At 49.1% G+C, this 15,606-nt stretch carries 15 protein-coding genes and 1 rRNA gene; 14 read left to right on the forward strand and 2 right to left on the reverse strand.

Features of this window, described 5'->3' with window-relative positions:
• Positions 1–7: 7 nt before the first annotated feature.
• From ACXAF9_RS12875 to ACXAF9_RS12910, 8 genes are read left to right on the forward strand one after another with little or no spacing between them, the layout of a single operon-like run.
• Positions 8–1,609, forward strand: coding sequence for an ABC transporter ATP-binding protein (locus ACXAF9_RS12875; RefSeq protein WP_475074852.1), 1,602 nt, complete (start codon positions 8–10; stop codon positions 1,607–1,609).
• A complete protein-coding gene (locus ACXAF9_RS12880) occupies positions 1,606–2,721 on the forward strand; it encodes an ABC transporter permease (protein WP_475074856.1) in 1,116 nt (371 codons plus the stop codon). Before ACXAF9_RS12875 ends, ACXAF9_RS12880 begins: the two co-directional genes overlap by 4 nt.
• On the forward strand, positions 2,721–3,695 hold the full coding sequence (locus ACXAF9_RS12885; protein WP_475074859.1) for an ABC transporter permease: 975 nt from the start codon (positions 2,721–2,723) through the stop codon (positions 3,693–3,695). The genes ACXAF9_RS12880 and ACXAF9_RS12885 overlap by 1 nt, the downstream gene beginning before the upstream one ends.
• A gap of 23 nt (positions 3,696–3,718) precedes the next feature.
• The gene (locus ACXAF9_RS12890) at positions 3,719–4,639 is read left to right on the forward strand and encodes a ribokinase (RefSeq protein WP_475074862.1); all 921 of its coding nucleotides are present in this window, start codon (positions 3,719–3,721) and stop codon (positions 4,637–4,639) included.
• Positions 4,640–4,652: 13 nt separating this feature from the next.
• A complete protein-coding gene (locus ACXAF9_RS12895; protein WP_475074865.1) occupies positions 4,653–5,609 on the forward strand; it encodes a nucleoside hydrolase in 957 nt (318 codons plus the stop codon).
• Between the two features lie 9 nt (positions 5,610–5,618).
• Positions 5,619–6,467: an isopenicillin N synthase family dioxygenase gene (locus ACXAF9_RS12900; protein WP_475074868.1), complete on the forward strand. Its 849-nt coding sequence runs from the start codon at positions 5,619–5,621 to the stop codon at positions 6,465–6,467.
• 54 nt (positions 6,468–6,521) lie between these two features.
• On the forward strand, positions 6,522–7,178 hold the full coding sequence (locus ACXAF9_RS12905) for an HAD family hydrolase (protein ID WP_475074872.1): 657 nt from the start codon (positions 6,522–6,524) through the stop codon (positions 7,176–7,178).
• A complete protein-coding gene (locus tag ACXAF9_RS12910) occupies positions 7,175–7,567 on the forward strand; it encodes an acyl-CoA thioesterase (protein WP_475074874.1) in 393 nt (130 codons plus the stop codon). The genes ACXAF9_RS12905 and ACXAF9_RS12910 overlap by 4 nt, the downstream gene beginning before the upstream one ends.
• A gap of 51 nt (positions 7,568–7,618) precedes the next feature.
• Here the strand turns inward: ACXAF9_RS12910 and ACXAF9_RS12915 are convergent, their stop codons facing one another.
• Positions 7,619–9,196, reverse strand: coding sequence for a choice-of-anchor L domain-containing protein (locus tag ACXAF9_RS12915; protein WP_475074875.1), 1,578 nt, complete (start codon positions 9,194–9,196; stop codon positions 7,619–7,621).
• A gap of 130 nt (positions 9,197–9,326) precedes the next feature.
• Complete coding sequence (ilvY, locus tag ACXAF9_RS12920) at positions 9,327–10,202, reverse strand: HTH-type transcriptional activator IlvY (protein ID WP_475074877.1); 876 nt, start codon at positions 10,200–10,202, stop codon at positions 9,327–9,329.
• Between the two features lie 137 nt (positions 10,203–10,339).
• Here ilvY and ilvC point away from each other — a divergent pair, with 137 nt between their 5' ends.
• The 6 genes from ilvC to ACXAF9_RS12950 form a co-directional block, all read left to right on the forward strand.
• Complete coding sequence (ilvC, locus tag ACXAF9_RS12925; protein ID WP_475074880.1) at positions 10,340–11,356, forward strand: ketol-acid reductoisomerase; 1,017 nt, start codon at positions 10,340–10,342, stop codon at positions 11,354–11,356.
• A gap of 108 nt (positions 11,357–11,464) precedes the next feature.
• Positions 11,465–12,469 carry a patatin-like phospholipase family protein gene (locus ACXAF9_RS12930; protein WP_475074882.1) on the forward strand — a complete coding sequence of 335 codons (1,005 nt, stop codon included), beginning with the start codon at positions 11,465–11,467 and terminating at the stop codon, positions 12,467–12,469.
• Between the two features lie 59 nt (positions 12,470–12,528).
• Positions 12,529–13,296: a CDP-diacylglycerol--serine O-phosphatidyltransferase gene (gene pssA / locus ACXAF9_RS12935; protein ID WP_475074884.1), complete on the forward strand. Its 768-nt coding sequence runs from the start codon at positions 12,529–12,531 to the stop codon at positions 13,294–13,296.
• Positions 13,297–13,369: 73 nt separating this feature from the next.
• Complete coding sequence (gene msrP, locus ACXAF9_RS12940; RefSeq protein ID WP_475074886.1) at positions 13,370–14,383, forward strand: protein-methionine-sulfoxide reductase catalytic subunit MsrP; 1,014 nt, start codon at positions 13,370–13,372, stop codon at positions 14,381–14,383.
• Positions 14,374–14,976 carry a protein-methionine-sulfoxide reductase heme-binding subunit MsrQ gene (locus ACXAF9_RS12945; protein WP_475074888.1) on the forward strand — a complete coding sequence of 201 codons (603 nt, stop codon included), beginning with the start codon at positions 14,374–14,376 and terminating at the stop codon, positions 14,974–14,976. Before msrP ends, ACXAF9_RS12945 begins: the two co-directional genes overlap by 10 nt.
• A 552-nt stretch (positions 14,977–15,528) precedes the next feature.
• A 16S ribosomal RNA gene (locus tag ACXAF9_RS12950) occupies positions 15,529–15,606 on the forward strand; the annotation flags it as partial.

Below are 15,606 nucleotides of genomic sequence, written 5' to 3' on the forward strand. Positions count from 1 at the left end.
TCACCTTATGAGCGATCCGTCGTTATCTGCGCAAGCGGCCTCTCACGAGGCCATTCGTTTAACGGGCATTACCAAGCGCTTTGGTGCGGTGATCGCGAATGATCATGTGAATCTCTCGGTACACAAGGGGGAAATTCACGGCATCATCGGTGAGAACGGCGCTGGAAAATCCACCTTAATGAGTATTCTGTATGGTTTTTACCATGCGGATGAGGGGGAGATTCAAGTCGATGGCGTGCCAGTTAAGATCCAATCCTCCGATCATGCCATCCGCCTCGGTATTGGCATGGTGCATCAGCACTTTATGTTGGTCAGCACCTTTACGGTGTTGGAAAACATTATGCTGGGGGCTGAGGGCAGTTGGTCCATCAAACAGGGCGCATCCCAAGCGCGCACTGCGTTAAAGGCGCTGTCCAAACAGTACGGTTTACAGGTAGACCCTGATGCTTTGATCAGTGATCTGTCCGTTGGTGAGCAGCAGCGCGTCGAGATCTTAAAAGCCTTGTATCGTAAGGCGGATATTTTGATCTTGGATGAGCCAACGGGGGTCTTAACCCCTCAGGAAGTGGATCAGCTGTTTTCCATCTTGAGCACGTTAAAAGCAGAAGGGCTGGCCGTTCTGTTGATTACCCACAAGCTTCAAGAGGTTCTGTCGATTACCGATCGTGTCACTGTGATGCGTCAAGGTAAGCAGGTCGCCGTCACTGAAACCGCCACAACGTCTCGTGAGGCGTTGGCTGAGTTGATGGTGGGGCGCAAAGTCTTGTTATCTGTGGATAAAACGCCCTGCCACCCCGGAAAGGTATTGCTTGATGCTCAAGGCTTATCCCTAAAAGACAGTAAAGGCGTCCAGCGATTAGATTCGATCAGTTTTCAATTGCACAGCGGTGAAATCGTCGGCATAGCGGGTGTTTCGGGTAATGGTCAAACGGAGCTCTTAAATCTGCTCTCGGGTATCACTCCGATTCAGGAAGGGTATCTGATCTTAGGCAATCAACAGATCGATGCCAAGCGGGCACTGACGCCGGATCAGTTCCGGGCTCTTGGCGTTGGACACGTAGCAGAAGATCGTCACCGCATGGGTATGGTAGGGGCGTTTGAAGCACGCGAAACGGCGTTAATGGGCGTTCAAGATCAAACGCGTTTTCGTCGCTTAGGACTGCTGAACGGTAAGGCGATTACCCAGCATTGTAAGCGTTTAATGGATGAGTTTGATGTGCGCCCTGCCGACCCGTCACTGAAAACCGCGTTGTTTTCAGGTGGGAATCAGCAAAAACTCTGCATCGCACGTGAAGTGGATGCCAGCCCTTCGGTTTTGCTGGTGGGACAGCCTACCCGAGGTGTTGATATCGGTGCGATCGAATTTATCCACAAGCGATTGGTTCAACTGCGTGACGAAGGCGCTGCCGTGCTGGTGGTCTCGGTGGAGTTAGAGGAGATCGTCTCGCTGTGTGATCGTATTTTGGTGATGTCAGAAGGTCGTCTTGTGGGTGAGGTCGACGCCGCCGAAGCGGATTTGTGCTCACTGGGGATGATGATGGGGCAGTCCCGAACACCCGAAAACGAGGACCACATCTTGGCCGCGGCATCAGAAGGAATCGAATCATGAAACAGGGTGCGTTGCCCATGTGGGCGGATGTGGTATTAATCCCCCTAATCAATATCGCATTGGCCTTTTTCGTGGCGGCATTGGTGATCCTAATGATCGGCGAGAACCCCATTGAAGCCGTTGGCATTATGATGACCGGCGCCTTCGGTTACGATGAAGGCATAGGCTACACCCTCTATTACGCCACCAACTTTATCTTTACGGGTCTCGCGGTGGCGGTGGCCTATCATGCAGGTTTGTTCAATATCGGTGGGGAAGGACAGGCGTATTTAGGTGGTCTTGGTGTTGCTTTGGTGTGCCTCGCGCTCGACTCGGTTTTACCGTGGTGGGCTCTTTTACCCGTCGCCCTCGGTGCTGGGGCGATAATGGGGGGCTTGTGGGCGGCGGTACCTGGGTATCTGCAAGCGTATCGCGGCAGCCACATTGTGATCACCACCATCATGTTTAACTTTATCGCCTCCGCGTTAATGGTGTATCTGCTGGTCAATGTGTTGATTGCCCCGGGTGCTATGTCACCCGAAACCCGCCGTTTTGATGCTGGCGCAACGCTGCCTCAATTGCACGAGTTGTTTGCGCTGATGGGCTGGGATGTGGCAGCGTCCCCTTTGAATCTAGCGTGGTTGCTAGCCTTAATCGCGGCCGTTGTGGTGTGGTTATTGATTTGGCATACCCGAACCGGGTTCGCGATCCGTATGGTGGGCTTTAATGATCAAGCCGCCCACTACAGTGGGATCTCCTCCAAGAAAACCATCGTGATTGCCATGGCAATATCTGGAGCACTGGCGGGCATGGTGGGCATCAATGAGGTGATGGGCGCACAAGATCGATTGGTGTTGGACTTTGTCTCCGGTGCCGGGTTTACCGGTATTGCGGTCGCTTTGATGGGGCGTAATCACCCTATCGGTATTATCCTGGCAAGCTTGCTGTTTGGTGCGCTCTTTCAAGGTGGAGCTGAACTGTCTTTTGAAATACCGACCATCACGCGGGATTTAGTCGTTGTGCTCCAAGGCTTGGTGATTCTCTTTTGCGGCGCGTTAACCTACATGATGCGTGGCCCGTTAGAGGCGATCTTTACCTCGCAACACAGATCTGTAAAAGGAGCCAGCCACTGATGGATTCTTTAGCACAATGGATCTCGATGTTGGATTCAACCCTGCGTTTAGCCGCACCACTTATTTTGTGTGCCATGGCAGGGCTTTTTTCGGAACGCTCTGGGGTTGTGGATATCGGCCTTGAAGGCAAAATGCTGGCCGCCGCCTTTGCTTCGGCGGCCGTCGCGGCCCTGACCGGTAATGTGTGGCTAGGATTGGTTGCGGGAGTTTTCGTCTCGGTCATGATGGCGCTGCTGCACGGCTTTGCATGCATTACGCATCGGGGCAATCAAGTGGTGAGCGGGCTTGCGATCAATATTTTGGCTTCGGGGCTCACCGTCACCTTGGGGATAGCCTGGTTTGCACGAGGCGGCCAGACACCACCGCTCACAGGTGAGGCGCGTTTTTCACCCATTGATTTGCCAGGGGCCGAGAGTGTGCAGGAGTGGCCTTTGATCGGCGCGCTGTACAGTGAGCTTGTCAGTGGCCATAACCTCTTGGTGTATCTGGCACTGCTGAGTGTACCGTTTACCTACTGGGTAATCTTTCGTACCCGTTTTGGCCTTCGCCTTCGTGCGGTTGGCGAAAATCCGCAAGCGGTGGATACCGCCGGCATCTCGGTTGCGTGGTTGCGTTATCGTGGGGTGATTATGGCCGGTGTCTTGTGTGGTTTGGCTGGGGCGTACTTATCCACAGCACAAGGTGCAGGGTTTATCCGTGAAATGTCCGCGGGTAAAGGATACATGGCTTTGGCGGCCTTGATCTTTGGTAAATGGAAGCCAGCCCCTGCTTTGTTCGCTTGTCTGTTGTTTGGTTTTTTAGAGGCCTTGGCAACGCGATTACAAGGTGTACCCCTTCCTATTGTTGGGGAGGTGCCCGTACAGTTTATGCAAGCGCTTCCGTATGTGTTAACGGTCATTCTTTTGGCAGGCTTTATTGGTAAAGCCATTGCGCCCAAAGCCATAGGCGTCCCTTATTTAAAAGAGCGTGAATAACGCCAATAACGAGTCAAAAACAGATGGCAGCGGTTTGGAATTATGGGTCGATCAACATCGACCACGTGTATCAGTTAACTCATTTGGTAAAGCCGGGTGAGACGATTAACTCACAATCGTACCAACAGCTTTTAGGTGGCAAAGGCGCAAATCAATCGGTGGCGCTCGCAAAAGCGGGAGCCTACGTGCAGCATTTGGGTTACATCGGTCAGCAAGATGCGTGGGTTAAAGAGGCCCTTATTGGTTACGGTGTGGATTGTAAGGCCGTAGACTTAGTGGACGAGCCATCGGGTCATGCGATCATCCAGGTGGATGAGCAGGGCGAGAACGCAATCATTGTCTTTGCAGGTGCTAATCGCTCTCAACCGATTGAGCGTACGTTGGATAAGATGACTCCCCAAAAAGGGGATTGGTTTGTCACTCAAAATGAAACCAACGAGGTACGGCAAGCACTCCAACATGCAAAGGCCTCTGGGATGAGCACGGTACTGAACCCATCACCCTTTGAGCTTGAATTTGTTCTCGACACTCTGCCACTGGTGGATCTTTTAGTGGTCAATGAAGGTGAGTTTCAGAAATTGTTGCCCGATGTTGCCATCGACTCTCTTGATGATGCTTCCCTTGGTGCGCTGCAAAGCGTCATTACCTCTGAGTGGCCAGATAAAGCCGTTGTGATCACGATGGGCTCAATGGGGGCTGTTTGGATCTCTAAGGATCACGCTTTTTGGACAGCAGCACCCAAAGTTGACGTTGTTGATACCACGGGCGCGGGTGATACCTTTTTAGGGTATCTACTCGCGGGTATTTCACAAGGACAGTCGATTAACGCAAGCGTGCAGCAAGCGGTCGCCGCCTCGGCTTTGTCCGTTCAGGTGGTTGGGGCGGCGCAATCGATCCCCGATCAAAACCAAGTCGCTGATTACTTAGCCTCATTACCGGCTTAACGTTGGACACATTATGCATAAGATTATTTTAGATACGGACCCCGGCATTGATGATGCGATGGCCATTTTTACAGCCATGGCACATCCTGAGATTGAGCTGCTTGGCTTAACGACCACGTACGGCAATGTGTCGGTTGAGCAAGCCACGCAAAATGCGCTGACTTTAGTCGAGATGGCTGGAACTCAAACACCAGTAGCGAAAGGTGTATCGACACCCTGGATGAAAGAGTTGGCCCCGTTTCCCGATTTTGTTCACGGTGCAGACGGTTTCGGTAATCTGAATCTGCCAGCGCCCTCTTTGAACGCTGAGGATCAATCTGCGGCTGAGTTTATCCTTGATCAGGTCAATCGTTTCCCAGGTGAGGTCACGCTGGTGGCCGTAGGGCCTTTAGGTAATTTAGCGACGGCACTGCACATGGACCCAAGCCTTCCCAGCAAGGTGAAGCAGGTGGTGTTAATGGGCGGTGCGATCTCAACCGATGGGAACGTATCCCCTGTTGCTGAAGCAAATATGCTCTCGGACCCTCACGCGGCTGATAAAGTCATGGCGGCCGAGTGGCCCGTTGTGATTGTTGGCTTGGACGTGACGCATCAAGTGGTCTTATCGCCCGCTTTGTTTGATGAGATTGCGGAAAAGAACCCTAAGGTAGGGCGTTTTATGCATGACGCTGCGGAGTTTTACACCGCGTTTTACTCAAGTGTGCGTGATATTGATGGATGCTACGCCCACGATGTGTCCGCGGTGGCCTACGTGGTTCAACCCGAGCTGTTTGGCACCGTTGAAGGTTCGGTGTGTGTCGCGACCGAGGGTGTCGCTATCGGTCAAACCATCATGAGTCGTTATGGCATACCGTATCCGCTACCGTTTTGGAACGACCGCCCGATTCAAAAAGCTTGCATGAGTGTTAACGGCGAAGGCTTGATTGATCTGTTTCGTAACACCATGACCAGCGCGCTCTGGCAATCCTAGGGAGGATGTATGTCTGATACGTTTCTGAGTGCCATTGATTACCAAAGCCCCGATGCGGCTAAAGCGTTTACCGAGTCGTTGCATCAAACCGGCTTTGGTGTGCTTAAAAACCACCCCATTCCAGAGGCGTTGGTAAAGCGCATCTATCAGGAATGGGAGGCTTTTTTTAACTCCGATCAGAAAGAGACGTATCTGTATCATAAAGGTAGCCAAGACGGCTTCTTTCCGGCGCGTATCTCAGAGACCGCCAAAGGGCACACCGTTAAAGACATCAAGGAGTATTTCCATTACTACCCGTGGGGACAGTGCCCGCCTGCCCTGAAAGAAGCACTGGCCGAATACTACGCGCTGGCCACCCAATTGGCGTCAGAGCTGTTAGGTTGGGTCGAAGACAGCTCACCCGGTACCGTAAAAGCCGGTTATCAAAGCCCGCTTAGAGACATGATTCATAACTCTGAGCAGACGTTATTGCGCGTTTTGCACTACCCGCCTCTTTCGGGGGAAGAAGAGGTCGGCGCTATCAGGGCGGCTGCCCATGAGGACATAAACCTACTCACGGTGCTACCGGCGGCCAATGAGCCGGGTTTGCAGGTGCTGTCTAAGTCCGGTGACTGGTTGGATATCTCGTGTCAGTTTGGTCAACTGATTATAAATATCGGCGATATGCTGCAAGAGGCGTCAGGTGGCTACTATCCATCGACCACGCACCGAGTGGTTAACCCAAGCGGAGTCACGCACAATCGATCTCGAATTTCGCTACCCCTTTTCCTGCACCCGCGACCCGAGGTGAGTTTGTCCGATCGTTATACGGCCGGCAGTTACCTGCATGAGCGATTAGTGGAGCTTGGGGTGATTTAACCTTTACTCCAGAGTCGGTACACTTTGCTCCTCATGTGGATAAAAGGAGCGATCATGCTCATTAAGGCGATCTTATTTGATCACGACGGAACGCTGGTGGATTCCGAATCAACTCACCTTGCGATGTGGCGAAAAGCCCTAGAACCCTATAACGCGAACATCACCGATGATGAGTATTGGACGCGTTTATTAGGTGTGCCGGCCGAAGATAACGCCCGGCTCCTCATTGAAATGTGCGATCTACAAGCGGATATCCCAACCTTGGTTGAGGCTAAAATGCTACACACCACTCAGCACCTTACTCACACTCCCTTCCCTAAAATAGCAGGGGCCGATCACATCTTATCCACCCTGTGGGATCGTGCTCGTTTAGCGATGGTCAGTGGCTCGCAACGTGTGTGCATCAACGCAACTTTAAAAGGGCATCAATGGGAAGACTACTTTGATGTGGTGGTGACCGGCGATGACGTCCCAAATAACAAGCCACATCCTGACAGCTATCTTAAAGCGCTAGAGCAACTCGGCGTGCCCGCCAACCAAGCGGTGGCCATCGAAGATACCGAAAGCGGTGTTAAAGCAGCCGCTGCAGCGGGTATTCCTGTTATCGCTGTACGTAATGTGTTTTCCAAAGCGCACGATTTTAGTTTAGCTAGCCAGGAAGTTGAATCGCTGGCACAAGCTCAAGCATGGATTGAGGAGCAACTATCATGAGCGATCAATCGGTGTTTTCAGTGTCGTTTAAGGTGCGAGACTACGAGTTGGATATGCAAGGTATTGTGAATAACAGTGTCTACTTTAATTATCTGGAGCATGCTCGCCATGAATACCTCATCACCAAAGGGGTTGATGTAGCAGCCCTTGCGAAAGAGGGCATCAACCTTGTATTGGTCCGCTCCGAGATGGATTATAAAGCGTCCTTAACCAGTGGCGATGAGTTCATCGTAACGGTCAAAACCGAGTCGGTCAGCCGGGTGAAATTTGGCTTTCGCCAACAAGTCATTCGCCTTAGCGATCAAAAAGTCTGTATCGAAGCGTTTGTTCACGGTACCGCGTTAAACGCAAAAGGACGCCCCTTCGTCCCCGATTGGCTCGATATTTAGATCCACAAAAAAAGCGGCAAATGCCGCTTTTTCAATGCTTGTTGAAAGCGATTAAGCCGCTTTACGACGACGAGCCATAATAACAAGACCTAAGCCAAACAGTGCCAGTGTAGCAGGTACTGGGACTTCGGAAGGTGTTGTGTTTCCACCAATCATTTGAGTGATAGGTGTTTGGGACATTGTCACTCGGCTTGGATTCGTTGCGCCCGGCAGTGTATTAAAGGTTAACCCAGTAACAAAGGCTGTCACATCTGTTGGATCAATCTCTTCTTCTACTTCAATGCCTAGAATCTGGAACAGAGTAACCTCTTCAGTGGTGTAATCGTCAAAGAAGTACTCAACACCATAATCCAGAACATAGTTGCCTTCAAATTCGCCAGTAGCTTCATTATAAATTTGAAGCAGGAACTCGCCGTCGCCAATCAAAGGCAACAGAACAGATGCGAACTCATGTTCAGATGTCACTTCGTATACGTAACCAACCGCGACTTCTGGATCGATGAAGATCATGTCTTCAGGCTTGTCGAAAGTGAATGAGAAGCCACCTGTTTCAGGATCAACTTCGTCCGGCATTAATGCGTTCAACTGAGTAGAGCCAGCGGCGGAGCCTTCGGATACTGAGGAAGAGATAGCACCTTCAAGAAAGACAGCGGAGTCTTCTGACAGAGTAAAATCTCCAAAATCCGCTAAAAAGCCATCTGCAATAGCAATCGAGAGGCTATTGGTTACCCCTGGTGTTACATCAGCTGTAATGGAAAGAGTCGATGTTAAAAAGTTATATTCGATGTTGCTAGCATCACCTTGAGAATTATCAATACGCCAGTCATAACTTTCTGCAGCATTCAGAAAGTTGCCGTTTGTGACGGTATCCCCGTTTGGGAGAAGAGCATAGTTTTGGTTATTAACAAAAATTCCCAATGCGTCATTGTTGTAGGGAACATAGCTATTTACATCGTCAGTAACTGAAAAACCTTCTGTACCTTCTGTTGCGAATACATAGTTAAGTGTTATCTGGTTACCTTCAGGAATAAAATCAAAGCTGAGTACAGATGCGTCAGATGTTGAAACTTGGTGCGTTGTTGCCTCTGGTAATGGTTTCAGCGGGTTATTGAAATCTACCACTCCGTCATTTGATGCGTAATACTCGTAAGGGTCCACAATAGGTATTGCTGTGTAACTGGTGTCACTTAACAGTGAGTTTAGGTTATCACTTCCGCTTACACCGTTATTGGTATATACGCCTGAATAATACTGATTGGGGCCAATAGCAAAATCGGCATCGCCATTAGTGAGTATTAATCCCTCTTCGATACCTATGCTGCTTGTGCCATTAGAAAACAGACCAGAAGCATTAAGTGCACCAGTATAAGTTGCGTTTGTAATAGACGTTATTCCAGACCCAGTTAGTGTCTCTGCAAGTGTCGCGCTCTGCTCGTAAGAGGACATTTGAGCAATGCCGATGTTTGAGCTTTCTGGATACTCAGGAGACTCTACAGTAGTAAAGCTTGAGTCTAGATTTATTCCATCAGGGGAAGAAATCTCAATAGCATTAGTGAGTGCCGCTTGAGAGACTGATGGAGCGATAAGAGTAACTGCGCTCAGCAGATACAGACTAATTCCTTTTTTCATTCTGCTTTTACTCGATTGATTAAGTAGAATTCATCAAATAGCAAGAATTGTGCCTTAATTTAAGATATTGATTTAAAGTAGTTTTTTATGATGGTTGGTTTTATGTGTAAAATAAACAGACGTTTAAAATTTACATGTTCCAAAAAGCAGACATTATAGGGTTGCTCAGTTTGCGCTCTTTTGTGACCAGTCCCACCTCATAATCGATCAGTTCAGGTGCGACGTTAATAATGTCGACCGTATGCTTAAGTGGGCTATTATCCAGAACGATTTTGGGTACAACACCCATACCAAACCCGAGACTGACCATGCTAACGATCGCTTCATTTCCAGAAACCTGGGTGTAGATTTTTGGAGTGATGTTTTGGTCGCTAAACCAGTCATTAACGCGCTTTCTAGACACGCCGCCTTCGGACAGAATCATCGGAACGTTCGACCATTCTTCCAATGACAGTGAATCATGCGCTGGGATATCAAAGCGATCTGGTTCTTTGGGTCTTATGAAGAGTAAAGGGGATCGGCCAATGGCTTTAAATAAGCAGCCTTTAGGGAGGACATCTGGGCGCGCGGTGATGACCATGTCCTCTTCATTATTCAGTACTCGTTGAATGGCAAGGTCGGGGTCTCCGGTGTGGAGTTTGATTTCGATGCCTGGGTACTGATCCCGAAGATCGCTCAATATGTCATACAGGAAGCTGTAGCTGGCGGTGACAGAACAATAAAGACTGATCTCCCCTTTGAAGCTTTGGGATTCGGTCAGGAGTGTGTTTTTGATCCCCTCCCACTGTGTGATTTGCTCTTTAGCGTACTCAAAAAACAGCTCGCCTTGATGAGTTAAGGATACCGTTCGGTTGTTGCGCAAAAATAAGCTGGCTCCAAGCTCCTCTTCCAGTTGTTTAATGCTCCGGCTCAAGGCTGAGGGGCTTAAATGCACGATTTCACTGGCACGGCCAAAGTGAAGCGTGTTGGCTAACGCGATGAAATGTCGAAGGGTTTTTGTATCCATAAGAGTATTGCGTTATCTGCAAGTTAGTATTGCAAATATATCATTTTACGCAATGAAGTGCTTCTACTAAAGTGCTGGCATCGAGTGGCGAAGGGCTGCTCACCACTTCATTTATTGACCTATATACGGAGTCTTCCATGCAGGTTTATTACGATAAAGATTGCGATCTGTCGATCATCCAAGGTAAGAAAGTTTCTATCATCGGTTACGGTTCTCAAGGTCACGCGCACGCGTGCAACCTGAAAGATTCCGGTGTTGATGTAACGGTTGGTCTGCGTGCAGGTTCTTCTTCACGTGCTAAAGCGGAAGCTCACGGTCTGAACGTAGCGGACGTTGCTGACGCTGTTGCTGCTGCAGATGTTGTAATGATCCTGACTCCTGATGAGTTCCAAGGTCAACTGTACAAAGAAGAGATCGAGCCAAACATCAAGCAGGGCGCGACTCTGGCATTTGCTCACGGTTTCTCAATCCATTACAACCAAGTCGAGCCACGCGCTGACTTGGACGTAATCATGATCGCGCCTAAGGCGCCTGGTCATACTGTACGTTCTGAATTCGTAAAAGGCGGCGGTATTCCTGATCTGATCGCTATCCACCGTGATGCATCTGGCACTGCTAAAGAATTGGCGCTGTCTTACGCAATGGGTGTTGGTGGTGGCCGTTCTGGTATCATCCAGACCAGCTTCCGTGAAGAGACTGAAACAGACTTGTTCGGTGAGCAAGCTGTTCTGTGTGGTGGTTGTGTTGAGCTGGTTAAAGCCGGTTTCGAAACGCTGGTGGACGCAGGCTACGCACCAGAGATGGCTTACTTCGAATGTTTGCACGAGCTTAAGCTGATCGTCGACCTGATGTACGAAGGCGGCATCGCGAACATGAACTACTCGATCTCTAACAACGCTGAGTACGGCGAATACGTTACAGGTCCTGAGGTAATCAACGACGAATCTCGTCAAGCGATGCGTAACGCTCTGAAGCGTATCCAAGATGGTGAATACGCTAAGATGTTCATCTCTGAAGGTGCAACTAACTACCCATCAATGACAGCGCGCCGTCGTAACAACGCTGCTCACCCAATCGAACAAACGGGTGAAAAACTGCGTGCGATGATGCCATGGATTGCTGCAAACAAAATCGTTGATAAGTCTAAAAACTAAGATTGAGTCGACGTAGAGAAAGCCAGCTTATGCTGGCTTTTTTTATGCATCTCTGAACCTTCTTGATGCCTTTCGTACTAATAAAAAAGACACCCCAAGGAGGTGGATATGCCAAATCCGGTTTCAATCAATCTCGCGTTGCAAGGGGGCGGTGCTCATGGAGCCTTCACATGGGGCGTTTTAGATCGACTGCTTGAAGAAGAATGGCTCTCCTTTAATGCGATCAGTGGGACCAGTGCTGGCGCTATGAATGCGGTAATGTGCGCAGAAGGCTGGCGTTTGGGTGGTCGGCAAGGAGCAAAAGCGCATCTTGAGGCCTTTTGGCTTGGAATATCCGATAAAGGCTCCAACGCCTTTTTGCCTGAGGGTATAGAAACCTCACTGACGAAGTGGTGGCTGCACGCGACTCAATATGTGTCTCCCTATGATGTAAATTTTCTTGACATTAACCCGCTCAAAGAAGTGGTCGAGTCACTGGTTGATTTTGAAAGCTTGGCCTCTCGATCACCGCTTCGGTTGTTTATAGCGGCTACTCATGTCGCGACCGGTAAACTTAGGCTATTCCAAGAGCATGAGCTAACGTCGGCAACGGTGTTGGCCTCTGCGTGTCTACCAAGGATTCATAAAGCAGTAGAGATAGATGGCGAGGCCTATTGGGATGGCGGCTTTTCGGCTAATCCCGCCATTTTCCCATTGATGTACAAATCTGAAGCGTCGGATGTTTTGATGGTGCTTTTACAATCGCTTCATCAGCCAGAGTTACCGACAAAGGCGGATCAAATTGCGGATCGCATGACCGAGCTGGGTTTTCAGGGGCACTTTATGCGAGAGATGCGATCCATCTGCGATCTGCAAAAATTCTCAGCTGGGAAGTGGATTTCGGGGACAGTCGCGTGGCGTCTTAATCGAGTGCGGATGCACCTGATCGAAAACCAAACCTACTTTAACGAGATGAAGAGTTCGAGTAAGTACAATACGCGACAAGATTTTCTGCTCGATCTTAAAGCATCGGGTCGCAATACGGCGCAAGCGTGGCTTGTCTCGAATTCAGATTGTGTTGGGCATCGATCCAGTTGTGATATTCACCAGCTCTTTGGTGCTGAACTACCTTAGCGGGCACTGAGAGAGTACACTAACGCCCTTAATGTTTGATTTGTGGTAACGAGGATAAAATGAATCAGGAACAAGGTTCGCCGGAATCCCAGACGGATTCGGCTACTGCTAAACCATCGACCCGGTTACGAAAGGGGATTTTTCTATTACCTAATTTGTTTACAACCGGTGCGTTGTTTTCTGGTTTTTATGCTGTTGTTGCTGGAATGAATGGGCAGTTTGAAACCGCCGCCATCGCCATTTTTGTAGCTATGTTATTCGATGGTTTAGATGGTCGCATTGCACGCATGACCAATACATCGAGTGCGTTTGGCGCCGAGTACGACTCCCTGTCTGATATGGTCTCTTTTGGCGTTGCTCCAGCGTTAGTCATGTTTAGCTGGGTGTTAGGTGACATCGGCAAGGTTGGTTGGTTTGCAACCTTTATCTATGTAGCGGGTGCGGCGCTTCGACTGGCTCGCTTTAATACTCAAATAGGGTTTGCTGACAAACGCTACTTTGTTGGTTTGTCGTCACCTGCCGCCGCTGCTGCGGTTTCAGGACTGGTTTGGGCAGCTTCCGCGCATGGATATGACCCTTCATCGATCTCTTACTTATTAGCAGCCTATGTGGCACTTGCGGGCATTCTGATGGTCTCAAACGTGCTCTACTACAGCTTTAAAGACGTAGATCTTAAAGGGCGAGTGCCTTTTATTATCATGGTCGGGATTGTGTTGGGTCTTGGGTTAATCTCTATCGACCCATCTATCGTGCTTTCGATGCTGTTCTTCTTGTACGCGCTGAGTGGTCCAATGTATTGGCTGCTTCGAAAGTGGCGAAAAAGTTGAAGTAACCTGTAAGGTTTTTAGCAATCAACCGACTAATCTCAAATAGCCATGCGATTTGATGAGGGATGTTGATATGCTGATACGAACAAAACCTACACTAAAAGACTCCGATGTAACGACGGAGTCTATATACCGCCAGAGGCGCACCATTATGAAATGGGCGCTTGCTGTCGGTGTATCCGCCGCAGGTGGTCTTCCCAGCGCGTTTGCGGCTACGGATTACTCATTTGAGAAAGATTGGCCGACCTACCCAGGTCCAAAGTGGTTACGCGCTCCGCTTAATGCGGCATCCCTAAACCCTTCATATACGACAAAAGAGTCGCTAACGCCTTATCCAAATGTGATCACTCATAATAACTTTTATGAGTTCGGCTTAGGTAAGCAGGATCCAAGTCGATTGGGGCAGTCCTTCAAAACTGATCCTTGGACAGTAACGGTAGAGGGTGAGGCTGATAAAACAGGTGTTTATCATTTAGAGGATTTGATCAAGGGCTCTCAGTTAGAAGAGCGTATCTACAGGCTGCGATGTGTCGAGGCTTGGTCGATGGTGATCCCTTGGATTGGATTGCCACTGGCTTCCTTGTTAAAACGCTTTGAGCCTAACAGTAAGGCTAAGTATGTAGAATTTACGACGCTGTACGACCCGGATCAGATGCCGGGCCAAAAGAGTCGGTTTGGAACCATTAACTGGCCCTACGTAGAGGGATTGACCATCGAGGAGGCGATGCATCCGCTCGCGTTTATGGCAACAGGTTTATATGGACAAGCCCTGCCACCACAAAATGGAGCGCCATTTCGTTTGGTCGTGCCTTGGAAATACGGTTTCAAGAGCATCAAGTCGATTGCGAAGATCCGATTTACCGATAAGATGCCGATCACCTCGTGGAATCAAACGGCCCCTCAAGAGTATGGTTTTTATGCCAACGTAAATCCGGCTGTGGATCATCCAAGATGGTCTCAAGCGACTGAGCGCAGGTTGCCTTCCTCTCTCTTCTCTCCGAACATCATTGATACACTGCCTTTTAACGGGTACGCCGAGGATGTGGCCAGTTTGTATTCGGGCTTGGATCTCTCCAAATGGTATTAAAGGCAATTGATAGGTGGCTTAAAAAACCAGTGGTCGCCGTAGGTGTCTTCTTATTCTGCTTATCACCCCTGCTTTGGTTGGTTTTGAGTGTGCTGCTTGGGGATTTAGGCGCGGATCCTGCAAAGATGATTGTTAAAGAGCTTGGTTTTTGGGCGGCGGTATTGCTTTGGGTAAGTTTGGTGTCTTCAAGTCTTAGCCGAAGAGCAAAGATAACGTTCCTGCTGCGGCAGCGGCGAATGGTCGGGTTGTTCGCGTTTTTCTACGCGCTGGTTCATCTACTGTCGTATCTGACTTTCATTCTTGGTTGGCGATGGGATCTGATTGGAAATGAGCTAACTAAACGACCCTACATCGTTGTTGGTATGGTGGCTGTCCTTTTATTGGTACCGCTAGCTCTTACATCAACAAAGCGTGCACAAAAGGCACTGGGTCGCTCGTGGAAGCGATTGCATCAATTAGTGTACCCAGCTGCGCTACTAGTTCTTATTCATATTATATGGATGGTAAGGGCGAGTTACTTGGAAGCATTGATCTTTTCTGTCTGTTTGGGGCTGTTATTCATTGAGCGTTTTGCCGCTTCAAAGAAAATATGACAAATATGAAAGAAAGGTGTTGACGCCAGATCTTAAATCAGTAGAATTTGCGCTCCCAACCAACGAGGGGTTCAAACCAAAGCGGTTTCACAGCTTAAGATTTGAACGGGATTGTTAGTTGGGTGCTTGTTTTAACCGATTGATTTTAAATAACTTTTTAGTTGATTTTGAGATTCGGTTCTGATTAAAATAAGCAGGCTGATAACCGACATCGGTTGTTGAGCTTAGGTTCTGAATCTTCGGGTTTGAATCCAAGCTTCAACAAAAAAGATGAAAAAGTGGTTGACAGCAAAACGAGGTTCGGTAGAATACGCGCCTCACTGAACGAGACCTGAAGCGCTAAGCGGTTCAAGAAGTTAGTCAAGTTCAGCGCTCTTTAACAGATTGGTCAGATAATTCGTGTGGGCGCTTGTCGGGATGGAGCTACAAAGCTTTATTCAGGTAAGCAACCAAGTGAATTCATTGAAACATACGTTTTATGAAGTAATGAAGTTAGCGAACCTGAGCAGATTTAGATGACAGCATCTTCGGAAGTTGAACATCAAAAACTTTTAACTGAAGAGTTTGATCATGGCTCAGATTGAACGCTGGCGGCAGGCCTAACACATGCAAGTCGAGCGGTAACAGGAA

It is taken from the genome of Neptunomonas sp. ABH4_499 (assembly GCF_056160565.1).